This is a genomic window from Aureimonas glaciei (assembly GCF_014643375.1).
Lineage (GTDB): Bacteria > Pseudomonadota > Alphaproteobacteria > Rhizobiales > Rhizobiaceae > Plantimonas > Plantimonas glaciei.
The window spans coordinates 131,802-155,638 of sequence record NZ_BMJJ01000008.1; the positions used below are offsets into that span (position 1 = coordinate 131,802).

The following is a 23,837-nucleotide window of genomic DNA, read 5'->3' on the forward strand; positions in this document are numbered from 1 at the left end:
GGACCTGCGCCCCCGTCACAACTCCCCGACAAGAGGATCCCGGCCATGGAATGGGTATCGAAGCGCGAACGGCTCGCCGTCTGGATCTATGGTATCGGTGTCCTCGTCGTCGCCCTCGTCCTTCTGTCCATTCCCGTCCGCGCCCTGGCCGCCGACATCGAGCTGCCGGTCCCGTCGGTGGTGATCTATCCCGGCCAGGTCATCCTCGATCGGGGCGTGTCGTCGGCACGGTTCAAGATCCCCGGGGCGAACCTTGCCGCCTACGTCGTCGAAAACGGGATGCTGACCGACAAGGTCGCCCGCCGGACGCTGTTGCCCAACAAGCCGATCATGCTGGCCGATTTGAAGACGCCGGACATCGTCCGGGCGGGCGTTCCGACCACGATCATCTATCGCGAGGCGGGCGTCTACATCGCCGCGCTCGGCACCCCGCTCGCCTCGGCCGCCGAAGGCGACATGGTGCGCGTGCGCAATGCCGACAGCGGGATCACCATTTCCGGAATCGTCGCTGCCGACGGTTCGATCGAGGTCCAGGCCCCATGAGACGCATTTTGACCTGGCTGGTCGCGGCAAGCTTCGCCTTCGGGCCGCAGATCGCCTTGGCCGCCGACTACGCCGGCGCCCCGGTCGGCGCCTCCTACCAGGGCGAGGCCGGGATCGGCGCGCGCGAGACCTTCGACACGGTTCGTCCCGGCCGCGACGCGCTCAGCACGTCCGGTGTGCGCATCAAGGACGTGACGACGATCAAGGGCGTGCGCGACAACCAGCTGGTCGGCTACGGCCTCGTCATCGGCCTGCAGGCGACGGGCGATAGCTTGCGCAACTCGCCCTTCACCGAGCAGTCGCTGCAATCGATGCTCGACCGCATGGGCGTCAACGTGCGCACCGGCAACCCGCGCACCAAGAATGTCGCCGCCGTCGTGGTCACCGCCGACCTGCCGCCCTTCATCGGCACCGGCTCGCGCATCGACGTCTCGGTCTCCTCGCTCGGCGACGCGTCCTCGCTGATGGGCGGCACGCTGATCATGACGCCGCTCTACGGCGCGGACGGCGAGATCTACGCGGTGGCGCAGGGCTCGCTCGCGGTCACCGGCTTCACCAGCCAGGGCGCCAGCGAGAGCCTGACCCAGGGTGTGCCGACCTCCGGCCGCATTGCCGGCGGCGCCATCATCGAGCGCGAAGTGGTGCGGGCGACGGTCGAGACCGACCAGATCACCATGGAACTGCGCAATCCGGACTACCGCACCGCGATCCGCGTCGTCGACGCGATCAACGCCTTCGCCATCCAGCGCTACGGCCGGCCGGTGGCGCGCGAGAACGATCTGCGCACCATTCTCCTGACCCGGCCGGCGCGCCTGTCCTCGACCCGCTTCATCGCCGACATCGGCGACCTGCCGATCAAGCCCGAGATGAACGCGCGGGTGGTCGTCGACGAGCGCACCGGGACGGTGGTCATCGGCAACGATGTGCAGATCTCGACCGTCGCGGTGACGCAGGGCAATCTGACGGTGCGCATCACCGAACTGCCTTCGGTCTCGCAGCCCGCCGAGTTCAGCGACGGCCAGACGGTCGTGACCTCGCAGACCCAGGTCGTGGCGCAGCAGGAAGGCGGAAACTTCGCCTATGTCGGCGGCACCGACCTCGCCACCGTGGTGCGCGGCCTCAATCGCCTCGGGCTGAAGCCGACCGGCATCATCGCGATCCTCGGAGCAATCAAAACGGCTGGAGCTCTCCAGGCCGACCTGGTGGTGCAGTGACATGATCCAGATCCCGAACCTCCTCACCGGTTCCCGTTCCATGGCCGGCGTCTGTGTCGCCGCTCTGATCGTGGCGATCGCGACTCCGGGCGTGGCCCGCGCCGAAAGCACGGCGCCCGCCAAGGCCGAAAGCCCCGTTCCCGCCGGGCCGCCGAAGGTGCGCGTCATCGGTGCCGACGGCGCCGCTGCCGGCACGGCCGCGACGGCCGAGCCGTTGAGCGATGTCGAGCGCTACTGCACCAACATCAGCGATCCCGCCAAGGACGCGCGCGCCGCCTTGCAGACCCAGCGGCTGCAGGAACTCGAGGCGCAGGTGACGGCCAAGATCGACGCGCTCGAAGGCAAGCGCCGGGAATATCAGGACTGGCTGAAGCAGCGCCAAGACTTCATCGAATCGACGTCCTCGGTGATGCTCGACATCTATTCCGGCATGAAACCGGACGCGGCCGCATCGCAGCTGGCCGGTCTCGACCGCGAGACCGCCGCCTCGCTGATCGCCAAGATGAAACCGCGGACGGCCAGCGCGATCCTCTCCGAGATGGCGGCGCCCGTGGCCGCCGAGATCGGCAGCGTGATCGTCCAGAAAACCAACAAGGCGATGGACGAGGCCAGCACCGCCGCAGGCCAGGCCGCCACGGCCGCAGGCCAGGGATGACCAACGTGAAAATCACATGCGTTCTGGCCCTTCTGGTTGTCGGTGGCTGCTCGACGGCCCGCCAGGACTTTCTCGTCGAGCCGCATCTCTCGGCCCCGGGCACCGGCGTCAACGCCTATCCGACGATGATCAATCCGGCCCAGTTTCCGGCCGAGCATCTGCGCGGCCAGCGCAACTCGCTCTGGGTCGACAAGGACTCCAACCTGTTCCGTGACGCCCGCGCGCTGAACAACGGCGACATCGTCACGGTCAAGATTGTGATCAAGGACGGCGCCGAGATCGACAACAACTCCAAGCGCTCGCGCGACGCCAGCACCGATGCCGGCGTCGACTTCGAAGGCGCTCTGGATGGCGTGTCGTTTGGCACGCTCGGCGCCACGCTCGGCCTCAACAACAAGACCGAGACCACCGGCAAGGGCAACGTCAAGCGCTCGGAGAAGATCGATCTGTCGGTGGCGGCGGTGGTGACCCAGGTCCTGCCCAACGGCAATCTCTACATCACCGGCCAGCAGGAGATCCGCGTCAATTTCGAGGTGCGCGTCCTCACCATCGCCGGCATCATCCGGCCCGGCGACATCCTGCCCGGCAACACCATCCCCTACGACCGCATCGCCGAGGCCCGGATCTCCTATGGCGGCCGCGGCCGCCTGACCGAGGTGCAGCAGCCGGCCTGGGGCCAGCAGATCGTCGACCAGGTCCTGCCCTACTGACGGCCAGCCATCATTTCAATCGACCAGAAGGGGCGCCGGCCAGGGTCCGCGCCCCTTTTTGGTTTGCCTCCCCGGCCAGCGCGGGGGCGGGAAGTGCCTGTAAGCAGTCCTTAATTTTCGATGAAAGGGTTCCGTCGACGCGTCCCGAACGCAAGGCCGGCGATAGCTTGGCGGGCTAATCGTCGGGCTGCGGGAAGGCCATGACGGTCTTCCTCTGAAGCGGTCCGCCGCATCAGTTTTCCTATGAGGGAACACAGCATGTCCGATCTCAGCGGAGACGCGCTCGTCGCCTCGATGCTCGCCGAGGGCGAGGGCGAGGCAGCACCGAAGAAGGAAAAGCTCCTGCCGCTGATCGCCGTGGTCGGCGTGCTGACCCTGGTCGCGATCGCCGGCGGCGCCGGCCTCGGCATCATGCTCGGCAGCAGCGAGGCGCCGCCCGCCGTCGCCGAGGTGCCGGCGGCCACGGATCCGGCGGCGACGGGCGCCGAGGTCGCTGTCGCGGCCGCGGGGGCCCCCGTGACGCAGGTCATCAAGCTGGAGCCGATCGTCACCAACGTGTCCTCGCCGGCCAAGGTCCTGGTGCGCGTGGAAGCCAGCATTCTGATCGATCCCTCGAAGACGACGACGCCCGATCTCCTGGCCGCCGAAGTGCAGAGCGACACGCTGACCTTTCTCAGGACGCTGGACCTCGCCCAGATCGAAGGCGCCCGCGGTCTCCTGCACCTGCGCGAGGATCTGCGCGAGCGGGCGATGCTGCGCTCGCCGGCCGTCACCGACTATCTCATCCAGACGCTGGTCGCGCAGTGAAGAAGGCGACGCTTCTGGCGCTGGCCGCCGCCTTTGTCGCCGTGGCCACCCCGGCACTGGCCCAGGATGCCGGCGGCGACCTGGCCAGCGGCCTCTCCTCGCTGATCCCGGCGGGCGACGCCGCCATTTCCGGGCGCATCGTCCAACTCTTCGGCATCGTCACGGTGCTGTCGATTGCGCCGGGGCTGCTCGTGATGGTGACCTCTTTCACCCGCATCGTCGTGGCGCTGTCGATCCTGCGGACCGGCCTCGGCCTGCAGTCGACGCCGGCCAACCTCATCCTGATCTCGCTGTCCCTGTTCATGACCTTCTTCATCATGTCGCCGACCTTCGACCAGGCCTGGCGCGAGGGGCTGAAGCCGCTGCTCGACAACGAGATCACCGAGCAGGAGGCCTTCGTCAGGATTTCCGACCCGTTCCGCGACTTCATGCTGACGCAGGTGCGGCCGAAGGACCTGCAGTTGTTCAACAGCATCAGCGACGCGACGAGCCGCGACCGCGTCGAGCTGGGCGCGACGCCCGGGGCGCCGCCGGAAGCCGCGCCGGGGACAGGGGAGGGCGAGATCGTCGATCTGCGCATCCTCGTGCCGGCCTTCATGATTTCCGAGCTACGGCGGGGGTTCGAGATCGGCTTCCTCATCGTCCTGCCGTTTCTCGTCATCGATCTCATCGTGGCGACGCTGACCATGTCGATGGGCATGATGATGCTGCCGCCGACGATCATATCGCTGCCGTTCAAGATCCTGTTCTTCGTCCTGATCGACGGCTGGAACATGCTGACGGGATCCCTGGTGCGATCCTTCTTCTGAGCGGCGGCGCGTCCCGGCGCGCCGCCCCTATCCTCGAGACCAACGATCGAGACGCCTGCACCCGCCCGGCCGCCTTTCCACCGAGGCCGTCGCCCGCGGGGCGGAAGGCGGTGCCGCCCAGCGGTGCCGCGCCGAGAGCGGTTTCCGGCTGAAATCCCCCGCCCTGCCAAATCATCAAGCTCATGCCCGCAAAAGCCGCGCGCCGCGCTGGTCGTTTGCAGCGGCGTGCCGCGCTGGTCGTTCTGAGCCGCGCTGATCGGTGTCAGCGACGTGCCCGGACGGTCCGGACGCCTGCCATGGCCTCTCCCCCGCTCGACATTCGGCGTCCCGCGGTTGCGATGTCGCGGATTCTCTATGCTGGATCGGCGATCCCGATACACAAACTGTACTGATCATAACAGTGTCTTATCAGGTTAATCGCGCGAATATTAGCAATTCCCTTCATTTAACCTTTACTCTGCATTAAAGCCTCGCGCCTAGATTGGCATCATAGCGGATTGGTCGACAGCCTGAGAGCACCGACCATAGGCATGACGCCGCGCCGCTATGCTGGCAGAGATCCAGCCTGTCCCCCTTTGTAAGTTTCGGGACACAGACCATGACCTCCATCAATTTCAATGCCTCGGCCACGACCGCGCTGCGCACGCTGCAGTCGACGAACTCGGCGCTCGAGACCACGCAGAACCGCGTCGCCACCGGCCTGAAGATCGGCGAAGCCAAGGACAACGCCGCCTACTGGGCGATCTCGACGACGCTGAAGTCCGACAACAAGTCGCTGGCGACCGTGAAGGACGCGCTGAACCTCGGCGCCGCCACGGTCGACACCGCCTATCAGGGCCTCACCAAGGCCAAGGACGTTCTCGACGAGATCAAGACCAAGCTGACCGCCGCCACGCAGGACGGCGTCGACCGCACCATCATCCAGTCCGAGATCGAGGCTCTGCAGGAGCAGCTGAAGTCGATCGCCGCGTCCTCTACCTTCTCCGGCGAGAACTGGCTCTCGGTGGACTCCTCCGTCCAGGGCTTCAACTCCAACAAGTCGATCGTCGCGTCCTTCTCGCGTGACAGCAGCAACGCCGTGACCATCGGCACCGTCGACGTCGATATCGCCACGGTGAAGCTCTACGACACGAGCGCCACGGCCACCGGCATCCTCGATGGCGCCAAGGCCCTCGTCGCCGACGGCGTCGAGCTGTCCTACGGCGGCGCGGCCGCTGCGGGCGCGTCGCCCGATACCCAGAGCCTCGGCGCCACCACGGCGAGCACGGGCATCGCCACCGTCGCCGCCGGCGCCGCCGTCGCTTCGCTGGGCACGATCGACCGCACCAACCTGCACGTCAACGACCGCATCGTCTTCAACGTGGCCCTGAACGGCGCCGTTACGACGCCGGTCACCGTCCAGGTCGATGCCACGGCCGCCTCGTCGGACGCCAACCTGATCGCGGCGATCAACACCGGCCTCACCTCGGCCGGCCTCACCGGCGTCACCGCCTCGAACAGCGGCGGCGTCTTCACGCTGACCTCGGCCGCCACCGGTACCGGCGCGTCGATCGTCGTCACCGGCGTCGCGGCCCTCGACGGCGACGGTGTCGCCATCGTCCAGGCCACGGGCACCGGCGGCCTCTCCGGCGTCACGCCGCTCGGCAGCGGTAGCTCGACGAAGGCCAATTCCGGCACCGGCACGATCAGCTTCGCTGCGGCGGCCACGGCGGTTGCCGATGCCAGCCTGGAGCGCCTGATCACGTTCAACTTCCAGTACGGCAACGAAGTCTTCGAAGCCGAGCTGGACGAGACCGCCATCGCCGCGATCACGGACGAAGCCACCCTCGTCACCCAGTTGAACACGGCCATCCAGGCCTCGACGCGCGTCGGCGACGGCGCCGTGTTCAGCGCCACCTATGCCAACAACGTCGGCACCGGCGTCGGCTACGCCATCGGCATCGACCCTGACAATCCGACCGGCACCGACATCATCATCGAGAGCCTGGGTACGGGAACCGCCGCGAAAATCGGCATTTCCAACCTGAACAGCTACGACGTGACGACGGCGACCGGCATTCGCGGCACGGCCAACAACACCGACTATGCCGCCGATCTCGGCATTGCCGCCTTCTTCGCGTCGGGCACCGACACGGCGGCGGTGGTGACGTCGACCTTCGCGCTCGGCACGGTGGCCGCGGGCGATCGCATCACCTTCGATGCCACGCTCTCGACCGGCCCGCTCGTCGCGGACCAGGAGACGCAGTCGATCTCGATCCAGACGAACGCCGCCTGGACCGCCGCGACCTTCGCCACCTCCCTGCAGCAGGCGATCGACACGGCCTTCGGCGCCGGTAAGATCCAGGTCACCAACAATGCCGGCACGACCACGTTCACGACGGTCGCCACCGGTGCCTCGGTGGCGCTGGCGATCAACAACGTCCTCGGCGAAGACGGTGACGGGGCGACGGCCTCGGTGGCCGGTCTGACCGCCGGCTCCGACACCGGCTCGGCCGCGACCACCGCCACGGCGGCCTCGACCCTGACCAACGTCGCCTATGCCGGCACGACCACCTACGACGATCAGGACAGCCTGACCTTCGACGTCACCATCGACGGCGTCACGACGTCGCTGACGGTGAACAAGGAAACGGTCGATGCGGCCCTCGGAACGACTGACGGCGTCGTCGCCACCTCCGCGGACTTCGTCAGCGTCCTGAACCAGGCGCTGGAAGATGCCGGCATCGACGGGGATGCGACCTTCTCGGTCGCCGCCGCGCCCAACGCCGGGAAAATCCTCCTGACGAGCAGCACGGTCGGCCTCGGCGACATCTCGGTCTCCAACGTGGCTGCTTCCACCGGTGCCAGCACCATCTCGGTGGACGACATCGACCTGACCAGCACGGCCTTCACGGGCCTGACCTCGGACCAGAAGAAGCTGGCCCTGACCGCCTACCTCTCGGTCGTCAACGACACCATCACCAGCGTCACCACGGCGGCGGCCAATCTCGGCGCGGTGTCGAGCCGCATCGATCTGCAGAACTCCTTCGTCGACACCCTCATCGACACCATCGACAAGGGCGTCAGCAATCTCGTCGATGCCGACCTGTCGGAAGAGTCGACGAAGCTGCAGGCCCTGCAGACCAAGCAGCAGCTCGGCATCCAGGCTCTGTCGATCGCGAACTCCTCGCAGCAGAACATCCTGCGCCTTTTCCAGTAGGCCGTACGGAACCTAACAACGCAACGGTGGCGTCTTTCTAATCAACCCACCGCACGGCTGAGCCCTTCGCACCTCCGGACCCTTCATCGGGCCCGGGGGTGTTTCCGTTCGGGCGCCGCGGCCTGGCCGGGCCGTTGTCGGCCGACCCGCCTGGGCGCGGGCCCGACAAGGTTAACCCGGCATTAAATCCCATCACGTCCGCACAAGCTTCAACCGCCATTTTGGCCGCAGTGCAAAACCGTGCAGGAAGACAGGCGACTCCATGGCTATGATCGGCGGCGTCCAAGCCCAACAGGTCCTCGACAATCTGAGTTCGCTCGGAGCGCGCAAGCTCGGCATGATGGCGATCATCGGCCTTCTGGTCGTCGCCGTGGTCGGACTGGGCGCCTTCTATCTCAGCCGTCCCGACATGGAGACGCTGTACACCAATCTCGACCGGCAGGACGTGACGCGAATCGGCTCGGCGCTGACCGAAGCGGGCATTCCCTTCGACGTCAACGCCGCCGGCGACACCGTGCTGACGCCATTCTCGCAAACCGCCGGGGCGCGCATGCTGCTCGCCGAAAAGGGCCTGCCGCGCTCGGAGAACGCCGGCTACGAGCTCTTCGACGCGCTAGGCTCGATGGGCCTGACCTCGTTCATGCAGGAAGTGACGCGCGTGCGCGCCATGGAGGGAGAGCTCGCCCGCACCATCCAGACCCTGAAGAACGTGCGCGCGGCGCGCGTCCACATCGTCATGCCCGAGCCCGGCACGTTCCGCCGCGAGACGCAGAAGCCGTCGGCCAGCGTCGTCATCCGCACCGAAAACCCGGAAGGTTTCAGCTCGGCTCAGGCGATCCGTCACCTCGTCGCCTCGTCCATTCCCGGCATGAATGTCGACGAGGTCACCGTGCTCGATACCGACGGCACCCTGCTCGCCTCGGGAGATGATTCGGTATCGGCCGCGCCCTCCAAGCTGATCGGCATCGAAAGCACCGTGTCACGCAGCGTCGAGGCCTCGATCCGCCAGACCCTCGCCCCCTATCTCGGCATCGGCAATTTCCAGTCCAGCGTCACCGCGCGGCTCGACACCGACCGCAAGAACACCAGCGCCCGTACCTTCGATCCCGACGGCCGCGTCGAGCGCTCGGTGCGCACCGTCAAGGAGACCGGCCAGAGCTCGGACAAGGCTGCCAACGCCACGGTCACGGCCGAGCAGAACGTGCCGGAGGAGGCCAACGCCGATACGACCGGCAACGAATCCTCCGAGGCCAAGGAGCGCCGCGAGGAACTCACCAACTACGAGATCAACGAGACCACGACGCAGACGGTGAGCGACGGCTACGACGTCAAGCGGCTGAGCGTGGCCGTCGTCATCAACCGCAAGCGGCTGCTGGAAACCCTCGGCGCCGACGCGACGCCGGAGCAGGTGGCCGCATCCCTGGCCGAGATCCGCCTGCTCGTCGCCTCCGCCGCCGGCTACAGCGAGACCCGCGGCGACCAGCTGGAAGTCACCGCCGTCGAGTTCGTCTCCAACGGGGAAGAGCTGGCGCCGGTGGAATCGGCCGGCCTCGGCGAAATGTTCATGCGTCAGTCCGGAACGCTGATCAACGCGCTGACCGTCCTCGTCGTCGCGGTGCTGCTCATCTGGTTCGGCCTGAAGCCGGCCATCCGGGCCCTGGCCGCGCCCGCCAATGCCGCGAACGGCGACTCCATCGAGCTCGAAAACGCCGGCATGGGCGGCGAGTTCGGCGGCGAGATGAACGGCATGCTCGCCAATGGCATGGCCAACAACCTCTACGGCAGTGACGGCATGGATGCCGGCCTGCTGGAGGACCTGACCCGCAGCCAGGCCAACTCGCCGCAGTCGCGTCTCGAAAAACTCATCGACTTCGACGAAGCGCAGGCAGCGTCGATCCTGAAACACTGGATCCACCAGAAAGAGGCGGCATAAGACATGATTCCTCTCGCCCAATACTTCGCCGAAACCGGCAACGAAGACTTCACCCCGTTCCAGAAGGTTGCGGCCCGCAAGCCGGCCCCGCCGGCCGCGCCCGTCAAGCGCCGTCCCGAAGGCCTGACCGTCCTGCCGCCCAAGGCTGCGGTGCGTCCGCTGAAGACCGTGGCCCAGCCGGCCGGCGGCGCCGTGCCGCAGCGCTCCGTGCAGCCGCAGCTGCCCACCGAGCCCCGGATCCCGCTGCGGGAGCTCGAGGCCGAAAGGGCGCGCTGGCAGGCCGAACGCAAGGCCCAGGAACTCGCCCACAGCCAAGCCGTCGCCGCGGCCCGCGAGGCCGGCGCCGAAGCCGGCCGGGAAATGGAGCGCAAGGCCATGGCGGCGCAATCGGAGGAGCGAATCGAGGCGATCCGCCAGGAGATCGCCAACGATCACGGCCAGGCCCTGATCAAGACGCGGGCAGAATGGACGCAGGAACAGGCCGATCGCCTGGCCGATCTGTTGATCCTCCAGGTCGCCATCCTCGAAGAGACGATCAAGCTGAGCCTCAACAGCGTTCTGCGCCCCCTGGCGCTCGACGTGCGCCGGCGGCAGACGCTCGACGACCTCGTCGGCGCAGTGAGGACCATCGCCCTCGACGGCATGGCCTACAAGATCGCCGCCAGCGGCCCGGCCGACCTCCTCTCGATGCTGGAAGACAAGCTCGGCGACCACGCCAAGCTCCTGTCCTTCGAAGAGGACGACAGCCAGGCCGACATTCGCATCGCCGCCGACAATACCGTGATCGAGACGCGTCTCTCGTCGTGGCGTCTGGCCCTCGAAGAGGCACTTTCGTGAGCCAGACCAGCCCGGCGACGCCGACCGTCAACCAGATCATCATCGTCAAGCGGGGAGGGGACCACGAGGAGGCCCACCATGGCGGCGCGTGGAAGATCGCCTTCGCCGACTTCATGACGGCGCTGATGGCGCTGTTTCTCGTGCTGTGGCTGACCAACGCCTCGGACGACGCGACCAAGAAGCAGATCGCGCAGTATTTCAACCCGATCAAGCTGAACAGTTCCGTTCCCGAGACCCTCGGCCTCAGCAATGGCGAGAACACGCCGACCAAGCCCGCCCCGGTCGATCCCAAGGGCGAGGTGGACGAGGGCGGGAGCCCGGACGAAAAGCCGATGAGCGGCAGTGCGACGGGCGGCCAGGAGCAGGCGCTCTTCCGCGATCCGTTCGCGGTGCTGGCGGAGATCGCGGCGGAAGGGGGCCCCGGCATCCAGGACGGCGTCGCCGGCGTTCCCGACGGCTCCGGCCTGCCCGGCCTGAACGGCGGCGAGGCCTATCGCGATCCCTTCGATCCGACCTCTTGGCAGCTGGCGCCCAACATCGACGAGAAGGCCGCCAAGGGCGCCGCCATGGCACCGACGGAGTTCACCCCGCCGGCAGCCTTACCGCCGTCCACCACGGTGGTCGAGCCGGCCACCAAGACTGTGGTCGAAGCCGCCAAGCCCAGCGCGCCGGCACCCGAGGCGCCCGATGCAAAAGAGGCGGCCAAGCCCGCTTCGGAGGCGGAGAAGATGAAGGCGGAGATCGAGAAGTCGCTCGGCTCGGCCAAGGGCCCGGGCGTCGAGGTCACGGTCGGCAAGGACGGCGTCACCATCTCGCTCGCCGACAACCTGACCTCGGGCATGTTCGAGGTCGGCTCGGCCAAGCCGACGCCGGACGCCGTGCGCCTGGTCGAAAAGGTCGCCAAGCTCCTGTCCGAGCGTCAGGGCGTGGTGTCGATCCGCGGCCATACCGATTCGCGTCCCTATGCCGGCGTCGAATACGACAACTGGCGCCTGTCCGCGGCCCGGGCGCAGTTCGCCTACTACATGCTGGTGCGCGGTGGCCTGTCCGAGCAGCGGGTGACCAGCATCGAGGGCGTCGCCGACCGCGATCCCAAGGATGCGGCCAATCCGGAAGGGGCGGCCAACCGCCGGATCGAGATCCTCCTCAAAGAGCCCAATCCATGAGCCGAATGCTGCTGCTTACCGTGTCCGCGCTGGCTCTGGTCCAGGGCGGCGGCGGGGCCCGCGCAGAGAATCCGGCGGAGCAACGCTTTTTGACGGAGGTCCTCGCCGGATCCGACCTGCCCTACGACATCTCGCCGGCCTATCGCCTGGGGACCGGGCCGATCGCCGACGCGGGAAACGCGGGGATCGATCCGATCGTCACCGGACAGATCGCCCCCGAAACCGGCGCTGCCGAGCAACCCTCTTTGCTGCAGCCCGTGCCGGGCGAGCCCATCAACCTTCACGCGGCGTCGCCCCCGTCGCCGGACGCCGCCGAAACGGCGGCCGGGCACGGCGAGGCCGCCGTCCCGGGCGAGCAAGCGTCGCCGGCCGAGGGCACGCCGGCATGGGCGACGTCCCGCTCGCCCATGCCCTTCGACATCATCCGCACCGTCCAGTTCCTGCAGGATCAGATCGCCCGCGGCAACGGCCGGGCGATCCAGGTGCAGGCGATGCTGCTGAGACGCTTCGGGCCGACCCTGGCCGAAGCCGACCCCGAGGTCTGGAAGGACGGCCGCAACGTCCGTGCGGCCGTTCTCTTCGTCCTCAGCGGCGGGCCGCCCGACATCCTGCGGCGGCTGATGGCCCGCGGCGTCATCGACCCGGCGCAGGAAAACCTGTTCAGAGGCGCGCTCGCCTATGTCGAAAACGATCTGGCCGGCGCCGAGAAGATCCTGGCGGCGCTCGACTTCGCCGGCATGGAACCGGGACTCGAGGCCCATCTCAACCTGGTGCTCGGCCAGCTGAAGCAGCTGGAGAAGCCCAAGGAGGCGATCCGGCATCTGGACCGGGCACGGCTTCTGGCGCCCGGCGGTCTGATCGAGGAGTCCGCCTTGCGGATGGAGGTGCTGCTCGTCGACGATCTCGGCGAGCATGACGCCGCCGACCGGCTGGCGCGGCAGTATTTCGACCGCTATTCGGCGTCCTCCTACTCGCAGAATTTCGAGGCGCGCTTTGCCGCCGTGTTCGCCCAGCGCGGCAAGACGGATGCGCCGGCCGTGATCGCCGCCATGCAGGACGTGACCGCCCGACTGCCCGATGCCAACAAGCGGGCCATCTTCCTGACCGTCGGCCGAAGGGCCCTGGTCGAGGGCAATCTGGATTTTGCCAAGGGCACTGTCGCCGCCGTGCTGGAGACGGCCGACATTCCCGAGCCCGAGCGGCAGCGCGCCAACCTCTATTCCGTTGCCGCCACCATCGGCAGCGCTCCCTCGAACGAGATCGCCGCCGGCCTGGCCGCCATCGATCGCACGCAGCTGCATCCCGAGGACGTCAAGCTGCTCGACGCGGCGACCTCCGTACTCGGCGGTATCGACACCCGGCCCCTGCTGGCGACGACGCAACAGCCTGGAGAAGGCGCCAGTCAGTATGCCGAGACGTCGCCGGTCTTTGACCGTGCGCAGCAACTACTCGACGCGGTCAACAAGGACCTCGGAAAGGCGCAGCCGTGAAGATTACTGCCAATTCCCTGTCATTTATCGAGCCGAAGCCCGCCGCGGGCGGCTCTGGTGACGGCGAATACAACCGCATGTTCGAAGACGCCATTCGCGATGTGGCAAAGGAGCCTTCGGGCAAGAGTTCCCTGCCGAACGACGATCGTTTGGCACGGCAGGCGGCCGACCGCCAGGAAGCCGACGGCGCCTCGGGCCGCGAGGCCACACGCTCGCGCGCGTCGCGGCACGCGGTGACGGCGGCGACCGAGAAGGCGACGGAGGCCGACGAGGCGACGGCCGAGGCGAGCCTCGAGGCGGACGTGGCCGACTCGAAGGGCGAAAGATCGGCGGCGATCGAATCGCTGGACCGCCTCCTCAATGGCGAATTTTCCGCCGTTTCTCTCGCGAGCGCCAAGTCGGCCGCATCGGCTGCGGCGGTTGCGGCAGAGCCGGACGCCCCGGCCCCCGTCGCCGATCCCAAGGCGGCCGTCGCAGCGCTCGCTGTCGGCACCGCCGGTGAGCTGGATGAGATGGCCGAGCCGGCAGTCGGCATGGCCCGGGGCAAGGTGTCGCTCGAGGTCGTCCACATGGAGACGCATTTCGAACCCCGCTCCGACGCCTTCGTTCTCGTCGAAGCGGATGGAACCGCCAGTGCCAAGGCCGCCGCACCGGACGCGGGCCTCGTCATGGCCGCCCGCAACGCCGGATCCCCCGAGGCCGCCACGCCCCTTTCGGCAGATGAGATTCTGGCGCCGGTGGCTTTGGCCGGTTCGACGAAGGCAGGCGTGTCGCCGACCGGCGCGCCGGAGCTTGTCGCCATCAAGGGCAGGCTCGCCGATGTCGGCACAGCCCGTGCCGCCGCCGCGACCGACAATGGCGCAACGCCGGACGAAGCCGATCAGCCTCGGCTGAGCTTCGAGGAGGCGCTGGCCCGGATCGACACGTCGCGGGCCGCTAGCGGGGATTCCGCCGGCGCCGGCGAGAAGCGCGGACGCAGCGCCCTCTTTGCCGAGGCGCGCGCCGATCGCCAGGCCAGTGCCGCGGCGCGTGCCGCCGGCCCGGTGGCTGTCGCCGCATCCGACGAAGGAACCCAGCCGACGCTGTCCTTCCCCTCGATGACTGGCCAGGTCGCCAACCGCGTCATCGATGCGCTGGGCTCCACCCTGACCGCCCAGCGCGCGCCGGATGCCGCGCCGGGCGACGCCTATGTCAGGCTGACCGCCGGCGGCGCTGCCCTGAAGACGCTGACGATCCAGCTGCAGCCGGAAGAGTTGGGACGCCTCGACGTTTCCATGCGGCTCGTCGAGGGACAGTTGACCCTCGAAATCGCGGCCACGGAAGCCGGCACCGCGAAGGTCCTGGCAGAAGACCGCGAGGGGCTGCGCAAGCTGCTGCAGCATGCCGGCTTCTCGCTCGACGATACCTCGATCACCATCGTCACGCGGGAGGCCGGCGCCCCGGCACGAACCTCGGCCGCGGACGCCGCGGGACAGGCCGGCGCCCGGACCTCCTCGGGCGGCGATTCGCCCGCGGGTGACGGCGCGGCGCAAGATGGACGACAGGGCAGGGAGAGCGGTGGCGGCGAGCGCCATCAGGACAACCGCCGCCAGAGCGCCGATGAGCGGGCCCGCGCTTCGCTGAAGGCGGCTTCTACCTATCTCTGATCCCGGCTCCGTCGACCTTTCCGCCAAGCGGCGGAAAGCGTCCCGCGCCGATCCCCATCACCGCCATCCTCAGTCGGCCGACGCGTGTTCCCCGTAGGGATGCGCGTCGGCCGACTGCTTCGTTTTGGCCCTTTGAAACGGTTCCACACCGCAAATTTCCAGGTCCAAGGGCTGCGCGAAACTTTTCTGAAACTTTCGCAATCCGCCGTAACCTCCTGTTAATCACGCGAATTGCGTTGCCGTCAGCAAGGCTTTGTTAACCTTGTCATGAGATTTCAGGATAGCTCGTGCGAGGCTTAACTCGCTATCAATACATCCAGAGAAACCGGCCAGACAGGTGGATGTGATGATCGTAGTTGTGGACAGCCGAGAGCTGGTGACGAGCGGATACCAGTCGCTCTTCGGCACGGAAGGCGTCTCGGCAGCCGGCTTCCAGGTCTCGGAATTTCGCGAGTGGGTCGAGACGGCGCCCGACACCGACATCTCCGCGGTCGAAGCCTTCCTGCTCGGCGACTTTCCGGAAAGAGGCGCCTTCACCCGCCTCGTTCGCAGCCGCTCCAACGCTCCCCTGATCGCGCTGGCCGAAACCAAGGCGCTGAACTCGACGCTGGACCTGTTCGCCGCGGGCATCGACGACGTCGTCGCCAAGCCGGTGCATGTGAAGGAAATCCTGGCCCGCGTCGGCGCCATCCGGCGACGCGACGTCGGCTCCGACAAAGCCCGCACGGTGGTCGACGAGATCTGCGTCTTCTCCGATGGACGCGACCCGGAAGTCGCCGGCGCGACGATGATCCTGCCGCGGCGCGAGCGCCGCATCCTGGAATACCTGGCGGCCAACCGCGGCCGGCGCGTCTCCAAGCAGCAGCTGTTCAGCGCGATCTACGGCATCTTCGACGAAAACGTCGAGGAGAACGTCATCGAGAGCCACATCTCCAAGCTGCGCAAGAAGCTGAAGATGCGCCTCGGCTACGACCCGGTCTCGTCGATGCGCTACCTCGGCTACGGCATCGGCGTCTGACGCCCGTCCGAACATCTTAACGAAGTATAAATTCTCAAAGCGAAGTCTCAAAATCCCGGTCTGCTCTGCAGATCGGGATTTTGTCGTTTGGGTGCTTGCACTTGACTTCGTTGACTTGCCGATGTCGGGAATCTGGCAGTTTCACGCAAGCCAGACGGACTAGAGAAAGGGGAGCGAAACAAATTGCGGAAGGTGAATTGATGAGCATCGGCGGCATTATGCGCACGAGCGTGTCAGGTATGAACGCCCAGTCGGCACGCCTGAGCGCGGTGGCCGAAAACATCGCCAATTCCGACACCACCGGCTACAAGCAGTCGCAGACCGAGTTTTCCTCGCTGATCCTGCCGTCGAACGGTTCTGGCTACAATTCCGGCGCCGTCGAGGCCCAGGTTCGCCAGCTGATCAGCGAGCAGGGTGGCCTGACCTTCACCGGCAACGACAACAACGCCAAGAAGATCGATCTGGCGGTTGACGGTCAGGGATTCCTGGCCGTCGGCGACGGCAATGGCGGCACGTTCCTGACGCGCGCCGGCTCCTTCACCCAGCAGGCCGACGGCAGCCTGGTGAACGCCGCCGGCTACACGCTGATGGGCTATCCGGTGACGGCCACCGGCACCGACGCGGTGCTGAACGGATTTGCCGGGCTCGAGGAGGTCAATCTCAAGACCTCGCTTCTCAGCGCCAATCCGACGACCAAGGGCGTCCTCACGGTGCCGCTCGACAAGAGCAAGTCGCAGTCGGTGGCATCCAGCACCCAGCTGGCCAATCTCGGCTCTCTGGCGGGGGGACAGACCCTGACCCTCGACCTCGCGATCGACGGCGATACCACTCCGCTGGCGATTACAATCAACGGTCCGAAGACGCCACAAGAAATCGTCGATGGAATCAATGCCGCGGTCCATGCGGACCAGGCCCTGACGCCTCCCTTGCCCGATGTCGCGACGCTCGTTGACGGCAAGCTCGTCCTGACCTCGAACACGACCACTGCCGGCACCGGCAGCAAGATCGCGATGGACGTGACCGCCGCCGCCGCTACGGGACTGGTCGACGTTGCCGTCGTCACCGGCCACGCCCTTCCTTCGGAAAACACCAAGCTCCCCAGCGACGCCAGTTCGACCGCCATCTCCCTGACCGTCTACAACAACTCGGGCGAGGCGGTGAAACTCGACGTCTACTATACCAAGAAGAACGACGAGACCTGGGAAATGTCGGTCTTCGACAGCCGCAAGGCGACGACCGGCACGGCGGACTCCCCGTTCCCCTATGGCGCGGCCGGCTCTGCTCCGCTGGCGACGGCGACCCTGAATTTCGACCCCGCCACCTTCACCCTGTCGTCGACCGCGGGCGGGATCAACTCGACCGGCGGCGTCGACGGCGTGCTCAACATCGATCTCACCGCCATCGGTGGTTCGAGCAATTTCGCGCTCGATCTGGCCAATACCACCCAGTTCACCGGCAACACCCAGCCGCTGGCGGCGGCCGTCGACGGCAATCCGGCAGAGGTCATCAGCCAGATCAAGATCGGCGCCGACGGCACGATCACGGCAACCTTCGCCTCCGGCACGACGCGCGACCTGTTCAAGGTGCCGCTGGCCATGGTCAACAGCCCGGATTCGATGACGGCTCTGGCCGGCAACGTCTACAGCGCCGGGATCGAATCCGGCACGGTGCTGATGGGCTTCGGCGGGTCGGGCGGCTTCGGCGACCTGACGGCGGGCGCGCTCGAGGAGTCGACCGTCGATCTGGCGAACGAACTGACCACCATGATCGCGGCCCAGCGCAGCTACACCGCCAATTCCAAGGTGTTCCAGACCGGGTCCGAAATCATGGACGTTCTGGTCAACCTGAAGCGCTGACGCGCCGTCGATAGCCGGCGCCGCCCCTGGGCGGCGTCGCTGCGCCGATGCCCTGTCGGGCCCCTTCCGGCGAGCCGGGCGATGGCCGCTCGGGATGATGCCTCTCCCTCCGTTTTCGCGAGAATTCCGTCATGTCGCTTTCCACCGCGCTCGATACGGCAAAGTCGTCGCTGACCGCGACCCAGACGCAGACCGCGATCATCGCGCGCAACATCGCCAATGTGAACACCGTCGGCGCCACCAAGAAATACGCCAATGTTGTCACCGGCGCGCTCGGTCAGGTGCAGGTCACCTCGATCACCCAGTCCTCGAACGCCGTGCTCTACAGCAATATGCTGGAAGCCAATTCGGCCGTGGGCAAGGGCAATGTCATCAGCAACGGACTGACGCGCATCAGCGAGACCATCGGCGACACGGCGCTGAGCCGCTCGCCCGCCGCCATGGTGTCGGCGATGAACGATGCGCTCAGCACGCTGGCGGCCTCCCCGAACAATTACGAGCTTGCCCGCAACGCCGCGACCGCGGCCAGCGATCTCGTCACGCGGATCACCGAGTCCTCGGCGACGGTCCAGTCGGTCCGGCGCGATGCCGATGCCGAGCTCGTCCAGGCTGCCGCCGACATGACGAAGATCCTGGCGACGATCGAGGATCTGAACAACCGCATCGTGGCCGGCACCCGCAGCGGCGCCGACACGACCGACCTGAACGACGCCCGCGACCAGGCCGTGGTGCAGCTCTCCGCCTATGTCGGCGTGACGACGCTGACGCGGGGCAACAACGACCTCGTCATTTTCACCGACTCCGGCGTGACGATGTTCGAGTCGACGGCCCGCAAGGTCGAATACGCGGCGACGGGCGGTCTGAACGCCACGGTGACAGAGGGCAATGCCTTCCGCATCGACGGCACCGCCGTCACCGGCTCCAACGCCTTCATGCCGATCAAGAGCGGCATCGTCGCCGGCCTCGTCTCCCTGCGCGACGACCTGATGGTGACCTACCAGACGCAGCTCGATGAAATGGCGCGGGGCCTGATCGACGCGTTCAAGGAGGTGCCGGGCGGCGACATCGCCACCGGCCTGTTCGACGCCACCGGGATTTCGGCGCCGGCGAGCGCCGACATCGGGACCTACAATCCCGGCACCATCGCTGCCGGCGACAGCCTGACCTTCGATTTCGTCTATGGCGACAAGAGCTATCGCGCCACGGCGGCCTTCACCGCCGCGCCCACGAGCGCAGCCAATTTCCAGGCGACCCTGCAGGCAGCCGTCAACGCGGCAACCACCGTCGACGGCAATGCGGCCCTGCCGGCCGGCGCCGTGGTCACCGTCGGCAATGCCAACGGCGCCCTCAGCCTGTCGAGCCAGACAAGCGGCGCGCTCGGCGTCAGCGTTTCCAACATCCAGACCTATGTCGCGAGCAAGACGGGCGGCCTGACGGCCGCGACGACGGCGGCTGGCTCGATCGCCGTCGGCTCGTTTACCGCCGGCACCATCGCTGCCGGCGACAAGATCGCCTTCACCTTCAGCTATGGCGGGGTCGACTATTCGGCGAGCCACACCTTTACCGCCGTGCCGACCGATACCGACTATGCGAACGCGCTGAGCAGCGCGATCGCAGCCGCAGTTCCGGTCACCGGCGGTGCCGCACTCGGCGCCGGCAAGGTCACGGCCGGTACTGCCGGCCTGCCGGCCCTGACGCTGACCGCGACAAACCCCGCCACCGTCATCGGCCTGTCCGACGTCAAGACGGTCCCCGCCAACCTGGCGACGCACACCGGCGGCCTTACCGCGGGCGCCAGCTCGACCACGATCACCGGTCTTGCCGCACAGCTGAAGCTTGCCACGGGGGTCACCGCCAATCCCACCCTGATCCGGGACGGCGTCCATGCCGACTACAACACGCAGAACGCCGGCGGCTTCACCACGCGGCTGAACCAGCTCAGCGACGCCCTCAACGCCGCCCGGAGCTTCTCGGCGACCAGCGGCGCCGATCCGACCGCCAGCCTGGCCGACTATGCCGCCTCGTCGATCAGCTGGCTGCAGGCGACGCGTCAGACGGCGCTGTCGGATACCGACTACAAGCAGACCGTGCTCGACCAGACCCAGGCGACCCTGTCGAACGAGACCGGCATCAACATGGACGAGCAGCTGACGCGGATGCTCGAGCTCGAGCGCTCCTTTCAGGCAGCCTCCAAGCTGATCTCCACCATCGACGAAATGTTGAACACGCTTCTCAACAGCATCTGACGGGACACGGCGCCATGAGCATCTCCACGCTTTCCTTCAACACCAGCACGCGGGTTTCGCTGCAGCGCCTGCAGAGCCAGGTCAACGACGCCACGCAGGAGTTGAACTCCGGCCGCCATCTCGACATCGGCAAGACGCTCGGCCGCCTGACCGGCAGTGCCGTCAGCGCCCGCGCGCAGGAAAACAGCTTCAAGGAGCAGCAGGCCTCGAACGGCCTGGTCATCACGCGGCTGAAGAACATCGACGCCTCGCTGGCGACGATTTCGGAAGGCGCCGAGTCGCTCGCCAACAACCTGATCGGCGTCAGTGTCGCCACCAATTTCGACACGCTCATCAACGAGGCGAAATCCGGCCTGCAGACGATGACGGGCGCGCTCAACGCCACGGGTGACGGACAGTACCTCTTCGGCGGCGACAATACAGACGCGGCCCCGATCACAACGACCGCATCGGCGGCGCGCGCTACCCGCCTCGCCAGCGAGTTCAACGCATTCGTTCTAGCTGCGACCGGTGGCACAGATGCCAGCCAGGTGAGCGGCACGGACATGGCCGACTATCTCGGCGGTGGCTCCGTGAAGGGCGGTGTCACCTATAAATTCAGCGACGAATTCCAGGCCGCAAGCTGGACGGCAGCTTCGAGTGGCACGATCGACTCGCGGATCAGCAAGACGGAGACGGTCACGTCGTCTCTGAGCGCCAACAACAGTGCCTTCAGCAATATCGCCGAGGCCTACACGATGATCGCCTCACTCGGCATCGACACGCTGAACGCCGACGCCCGCAAGGCGGTGACGGACAAAGCGACGCTGCTGCTGAAGGGGGGCGGCGACCAGGCGACGACGCTGCGCGCCGACGTCGGCACCAAGCTGAAGCGCATCGATGGCGCCAATGCCGAACTGCAACGCCAGCAGGACATCATGGCGGCGACGGTGTCCGGCCTCGAGGAGGTCGACATCACCGAAGTGAGCCTACGCGTCAACGCGCTGTCGACGCAGCTTCAGGCCGCCTACAGCGTCACCGGCAAGATCCAGGGCCTCAGCATTCTCGACTACATCTGATCTCTTTCGGGCAGCATGGCGGACGGTTCGCCTGAGAACCGCTCGATACAAAGGAACGGCGAATGTACCAATTTTCCTACGCGGAGATCAGCCAGGACAGCGGTGCCTCGGCGCGCGAACGCGAGAAGGAGGCTCTCGACCACACGCTCGAGATCCTCGCCCGTGCCGAGAAGCACGGCCCCCGTTCGCCCGAGGCGATCGAGGCGATCTATGTGACGCGCACGCTCTGGTCGATCCTGGTGGAAGATCTCGCCAACCCCGAGAACGCCCTGCCGGAAAGCCTGCGGGCCGGTCTGATCTCCATCGGTCTCTGGGTCATGCGCGAGACCGACTCGGTGCGCGTCGGCAAGACGCAGAGTTTCCAGGGGATCATCGACGTCACGACGATGATCCGCGACGGATTGGAATAGGCGATGGCGACGCTGAAACTATCCCTGAGGGCGGGCGAGCGCATCTTCATCAACGGTGCGGTGATGCGCGTCGACCGGAAGACCTCGCTGGAACTCCTGAACGACGTGACCTTCCTCCTGGAAAGCCACGTGATCCAGGCGGCGGATGCGACGACGCCGTTGCGCCAGCTGTATTTCCTCGTCCAGATGATGCTGATCGAGCCCGCCGATGCCGCCGCTGCCCGCGACGCCTTCCAGAAGACCTATCCCCTGCTTCTCGCCGCCTTCTCCAACGCCGACATCCGGGCCGGGATCATGGACGCGGTGGAACTGGTCGAGCGCGAGCGCCCGTTCGACGCGCTGAAATCCCTGCGTTCCATCATCCCGCTTGAGGACGCCATCATTTCCGGACGGCCGCAGCCGACCTTCCGGGAGGCCCGTATCCCCGTCGCAGCAGGAGCATCCTCATGAGCAACGTCAGCAGTGTGAGCAGCACCACCGCGACCACCACCACCGCCTCGACGACCAAGACCGATGCCGACCAGGCCAGCCTCGACTATGACAGCTTCCTGCAGCTGCTCGTGGCGCAGATGCAGAACCAGGACCCGTTGAACCCGACCGACGCGACGGAGCAGCTGGCGCAGCTCGCCTCCTTCTCCAATGTCGAGCAGGGCATCAAGACCAATCAGAAGCTGGAGTCGATGATCACCCTGTCGGCCCTGACCCAGGCGAACGCGGCGATCGGCCATACCGTCACCTCCGCCGACGGCAAGATCAGCGGCGTGGTCAAGTCGGTCAACGTCACCGACACCGGCGCCGTCGCGACGCTGGCCAGCGGCACCAAGCTGGCGCTCGGCGCCGGCATCACCATCGAGTAGCGGCCATGAACGAAGCGGATGCCATCGATATCGTGCAGTCGGCGATCTGGACCGTCGTCATCGCCTCCGGCCCCGCCGTCGGCGGGGCCATGGTGGTCGGCATCCTCATCGCTTTGTTCCAGGCGCTGACGCAGATCCAGGAGGTGACGCTCACCTTCGTGCCGAAGATCCTCGCCATCTTCGTCATCATCGCCTTCACCGCCTCGTTCACCGGGGCCCAGGTCTATTCCTTCACGCAGGAAAGTTACGCCCGCATCGAGCAGGGTTTCTGACGCTCTGCGGCCGCCTGGGCATCGGCCCGGCCGATTCCAAAGGCACCCCGTCCCGCCGCGATCTTCGACGATCGGGCCGGGCGGGGTGCCTCTTCTTTTCAGGGTGAATGAAGTCCTGCGGGACGTCCCCTGATATTTGCGAGCCTCCAGACAGCGGCGCTTAAGACTTACCGAAGGTGGTAGCGCGATGCCGTCCGCAAACGGGGACGGCCCGTCGCCGCGTGGCGTCGGAAGACGGATGCGCCCGCCTGCCGTCTCCTCGGTCAAAACCGTCAATATCCCCTGTTTTGACCGGAAATCGGCTGTTTTACCCGACAGCCACCTCGCTCTCGGCCGGAAAGACCGGACTGTACGGCCAGTCGTGCAGCTTGCGTTCGTCTCGGCCGCCGCGTTAACCAAGCTGAACAGACCAAAAGTCTGCCTTACGTCTTAACTCACGATTAGTTGTATAATTTTGCACATAATTATAAGGTCTGCCGCCCTCTATGGCGGGTGCAGTGGCCTTGAACTCACGCTTTTTTAGTAAGTGAGACGCTGCACCTTGCTGATGGTTCCGACCAAGAAGGTGAATAATGAAAATGTTCAGAAATGCGATCGTCGTCGGCGGAGCGCTTGGCGTCCTCTGCGGTGCCAGCACGATCGCCTCCGCCGTTACCGACAAGACGAGCAACATGGCCGTCTCGATGACCGTCACGTCCGAATGCACTCTGACCGCCAACCCGCTTGTCTTCGATGCCGTCGGGGCGACCACGCTCTCGACGACGGCGTCCAACGCGGCATCTACGCTGAACATCCAGTGCACCGACGGCACGACCTATTCGATCACCATGGATGCCGGCTCCGGAGACGGTGCCACCGCGGCAACGCGCAAGATGACCAGCGGCACGAACACGCTGGACTACAGCGTCTATTCGGACGCCAGCCACACCGATCTGATCGGCGGCACGGGTGACGAACTGACCGGCACCGCCGACGGCTCCGCGCAAGCGATCAACATCTACGGCATGGCGCCGGCGCAGGCGGCCCCCGTCGGCGACTACACCGACACGATCACCGTCACCCTGTCCTATTAAGTCATCGTCGGGAGCGTGATGGCTCCTGCGGAAAGAAC

General features: G+C 66.6%; 21 protein-coding genes. All 21 read left to right on the forward strand.

All coding sequences use genetic code 11. The features are described 5' to 3' along the window. Positions 1–45 precede the first annotated feature (45 nt). The 21 genes from flgA (at position 46) to IEX88_RS16675 (ending at position 23,799) form a co-directional block, all read left to right on the forward strand. Entirely contained in the window at positions 46–543 is a 498-nt protein-coding gene (gene flgA / locus IEX88_RS16580; protein ID WP_188852725.1) for a flagellar basal body P-ring formation chaperone FlgA, read from the forward strand. Continuing rightward, positions 540–1,757 carry a flagellar basal body P-ring protein FlgI gene (locus tag IEX88_RS16585; RefSeq protein WP_188852727.1) on the forward strand — a complete coding sequence of 406 codons (1,218 nt, stop codon included), beginning with the start codon at positions 540–542 and terminating at the stop codon, positions 1,755–1,757. The genes flgA and IEX88_RS16585 overlap by 4 nt, the downstream gene beginning before the upstream one ends. A gap of 1 nt (position 1,758) precedes the next feature. After that, complete coding sequence (locus IEX88_RS16590) at positions 1,759–2,412, forward strand: MotE family protein (RefSeq protein WP_188852729.1); 654 nt, start codon at positions 1,759–1,761, stop codon at positions 2,410–2,412. After that, a complete protein-coding gene (flgH, locus tag IEX88_RS16595; RefSeq protein ID WP_188852731.1) occupies positions 2,409–3,122 on the forward strand; it encodes a flagellar basal body L-ring protein FlgH in 714 nt (237 codons plus the stop codon). The genes IEX88_RS16590 and flgH overlap by 4 nt, the downstream gene beginning before the upstream one ends. Positions 3,123–3,380: 258 nt before the next feature. Beyond that, positions 3,381–3,929 carry a flagellar basal body-associated FliL family protein gene (locus tag IEX88_RS16600; RefSeq protein ID WP_188852733.1) on the forward strand — a complete coding sequence of 183 codons (549 nt, stop codon included), beginning with the start codon at positions 3,381–3,383 and terminating at the stop codon, positions 3,927–3,929. Then, positions 3,926–4,738, forward strand: coding sequence for a flagellar type III secretion system pore protein FliP (locus IEX88_RS16605; protein WP_373289607.1), 813 nt, complete (start codon positions 3,926–3,928; stop codon positions 4,736–4,738). The genes IEX88_RS16600 and IEX88_RS16605 overlap by 4 nt, the downstream gene beginning before the upstream one ends. Before the next feature lie 598 nt (positions 4,739–5,336). Further along, positions 5,337–7,937 carry a flagellin N-terminal helical domain-containing protein gene (locus IEX88_RS16610; protein ID WP_188852735.1) on the forward strand — a complete coding sequence of 867 codons (2,601 nt, stop codon included), beginning with the start codon at positions 5,337–5,339 and terminating at the stop codon, positions 7,935–7,937. A gap of 268 nt (positions 7,938–8,205) precedes the next feature. Further along, positions 8,206–9,870 (forward strand): flagellar basal-body MS-ring/collar protein FliF, encoded by a 1,665-nt coding sequence (fliF, locus tag IEX88_RS16615; protein WP_373289615.1) that lies wholly within the window; start codon positions 8,206–8,208, stop codon positions 9,868–9,870. A gap of 3 nt (positions 9,871–9,873) precedes the next feature. Then, positions 9,874–10,707: a hypothetical protein gene (locus IEX88_RS26865; RefSeq protein ID WP_244640264.1), complete on the forward strand. Its 834-nt coding sequence runs from the start codon at positions 9,874–9,876 to the stop codon at positions 10,705–10,707. After that, a complete protein-coding gene (locus IEX88_RS16620; protein ID WP_244640266.1) occupies positions 10,704–11,873 on the forward strand; it encodes a MotB family protein in 1,170 nt (389 codons plus the stop codon). The genes IEX88_RS26865 and IEX88_RS16620 overlap by 4 nt, the downstream gene beginning before the upstream one ends. Further along, the gene (locus tag IEX88_RS16625; protein ID WP_188852741.1) at positions 11,870–13,363 is read left to right on the forward strand and encodes a MotC family chemotaxis protein; all 1,494 of its coding nucleotides are present in this window, start codon (positions 11,870–11,872) and stop codon (positions 13,361–13,363) included. The genes IEX88_RS16620 and IEX88_RS16625 overlap by 4 nt, the downstream gene beginning before the upstream one ends. After that, positions 13,360–15,009, forward strand: coding sequence for a flagellar hook-length control protein FliK (fliK, locus tag IEX88_RS16630; protein WP_188852743.1), 1,650 nt, complete (start codon positions 13,360–13,362; stop codon positions 15,007–15,009). Before IEX88_RS16625 ends, fliK begins: the two co-directional genes overlap by 4 nt. Before the next feature lie 346 nt (positions 15,010–15,355). Beyond that, positions 15,356–16,027, forward strand: coding sequence for a response regulator transcription factor (locus tag IEX88_RS16635; protein WP_188852745.1), 672 nt, complete (start codon positions 15,356–15,358; stop codon positions 16,025–16,027). Positions 16,028–16,227: 200 nt separating this feature from the next. After that, positions 16,228–17,883 carry a flagellar hook protein FlgE gene (locus IEX88_RS16640; protein WP_188852747.1) on the forward strand — a complete coding sequence of 552 codons (1,656 nt, stop codon included), beginning with the start codon at positions 16,228–16,230 and terminating at the stop codon, positions 17,881–17,883. A gap of 131 nt (positions 17,884–18,014) precedes the next feature. Beyond that, positions 18,015–20,129, forward strand: coding sequence for a flagellar hook-associated protein FlgK (gene flgK, locus IEX88_RS16645; protein ID WP_188852749.1), 2,115 nt, complete (start codon positions 18,015–18,017; stop codon positions 20,127–20,129). Between the two features lie 14 nt (positions 20,130–20,143). Next, on the forward strand, positions 20,144–21,187 hold the full coding sequence (locus tag IEX88_RS16650) for a flagellar hook-associated family protein (protein WP_188852751.1): 1,044 nt from the start codon (positions 20,144–20,146) through the stop codon (positions 21,185–21,187). A gap of 62 nt (positions 21,188–21,249) precedes the next feature. Next, a complete protein-coding gene (gene flaF, locus IEX88_RS16655; RefSeq protein WP_188852753.1) occupies positions 21,250–21,597 on the forward strand; it encodes a flagellar biosynthesis regulator FlaF in 348 nt (115 codons plus the stop codon). A gap of 3 nt (positions 21,598–21,600) precedes the next feature. Then, positions 21,601–22,047 carry a flagellar biosynthesis repressor FlbT gene (flbT, locus tag IEX88_RS16660; RefSeq protein WP_188852755.1) on the forward strand — a complete coding sequence of 149 codons (447 nt, stop codon included), beginning with the start codon at positions 21,601–21,603 and terminating at the stop codon, positions 22,045–22,047. Beyond that, positions 22,044–22,454, forward strand: a complete 411-nt coding sequence (gene flgD / locus IEX88_RS16665; RefSeq protein WP_188852757.1) for a flagellar hook assembly protein FlgD — start codon at positions 22,044–22,046, stop codon at positions 22,452–22,454. The genes flbT and flgD overlap by 4 nt, the downstream gene beginning before the upstream one ends. Positions 22,455–22,459: 5 nt before the next feature. Then, complete coding sequence (gene fliQ, locus IEX88_RS16670) at positions 22,460–22,726, forward strand: flagellar biosynthesis protein FliQ (protein WP_188852759.1); 267 nt, start codon at positions 22,460–22,462, stop codon at positions 22,724–22,726. A 572-nt stretch (positions 22,727–23,298) separates the two neighbouring features. Beyond that, complete coding sequence (locus IEX88_RS16675) at positions 23,299–23,799, forward strand: Csu type fimbrial protein (RefSeq protein ID WP_188852760.1); 501 nt, start codon at positions 23,299–23,301, stop codon at positions 23,797–23,799. Positions 23,800–23,837 lie beyond the last annotated feature (38 nt).

Bases quoted from the DNA above. Each gene is read 5' to 3' on its own strand.
- IEX88_RS16675 (WP_188852760.1), top strand. From the start codon at position 23,299: ATGAAAATGTTCAGAAATGCGATCGTCGTCGGCGGAGCGCTTGGCGTC.
- IEX88_RS16590 (WP_188852729.1), top strand. From the start codon at position 1,759: ATGATCCAGATCCCGAACCTCCTCACCGGTTCCCGTTCCATGGCCGGC.
- IEX88_RS16650 (WP_188852751.1), top strand. From the start codon at position 20,144: ATGAGCATCTCCACGCTTTCCTTCAACACCAGCACGCGGGTTTCGCTG.
- flbT (WP_188852755.1), top strand. From the start codon at position 21,601: ATGGCGACGCTGAAACTATCCCTGAGGGCGGGCGAGCGCATCTTCATC.
- IEX88_RS16635 (WP_188852745.1), top strand. From the start codon at position 15,356: ATGATCGTAGTTGTGGACAGCCGAGAGCTGGTGACGAGCGGATACCAG.
- IEX88_RS16585 (WP_188852727.1), top strand. From the start codon at position 540: ATGAGACGCATTTTGACCTGGCTGGTCGCGGCAAGCTTCGCCTTCGGG.
- IEX88_RS16625 (WP_188852741.1), top strand. From the start codon at position 11,870: ATGAGCCGAATGCTGCTGCTTACCGTGTCCGCGCTGGCTCTGGTCCAG.
- flgA (WP_188852725.1), top strand. From the start codon at position 46: ATGGAATGGGTATCGAAGCGCGAACGGCTCGCCGTCTGGATCTATGGT.
- flgH (WP_188852731.1), top strand. From the start codon at position 2,409: ATGACCAACGTGAAAATCACATGCGTTCTGGCCCTTCTGGTTGTCGGT.
- flaF (WP_188852753.1), top strand. From the start codon at position 21,250: ATGTACCAATTTTCCTACGCGGAGATCAGCCAGGACAGCGGTGCCTCG.
- IEX88_RS16600 (WP_188852733.1), top strand. From the start codon at position 3,381: ATGTCCGATCTCAGCGGAGACGCGCTCGTCGCCTCGATGCTCGCCGAG.
- fliQ (WP_188852759.1), top strand. From the start codon at position 22,460: ATGAACGAAGCGGATGCCATCGATATCGTGCAGTCGGCGATCTGGACC.
- flgK (WP_188852749.1), top strand. From the start codon at position 18,015: ATGTCGCTTTCCACCGCGCTCGATACGGCAAAGTCGTCGCTGACCGCG.
- IEX88_RS16610 (WP_188852735.1), top strand. From the start codon at position 5,337: ATGACCTCCATCAATTTCAATGCCTCGGCCACGACCGCGCTGCGCACG.
- IEX88_RS26865 (WP_244640264.1), top strand. From the start codon at position 9,874: ATGATTCCTCTCGCCCAATACTTCGCCGAAACCGGCAACGAAGACTTC.
- fliF (WP_373289615.1), top strand. From the start codon at position 8,206: ATGATCGGCGGCGTCCAAGCCCAACAGGTCCTCGACAATCTGAGTTCG.
- flgD (WP_188852757.1), top strand. From the start codon at position 22,044: ATGAGCAACGTCAGCAGTGTGAGCAGCACCACCGCGACCACCACCACC.
- IEX88_RS16640 (WP_188852747.1), top strand. From the start codon at position 16,228: ATGAGCATCGGCGGCATTATGCGCACGAGCGTGTCAGGTATGAACGCC.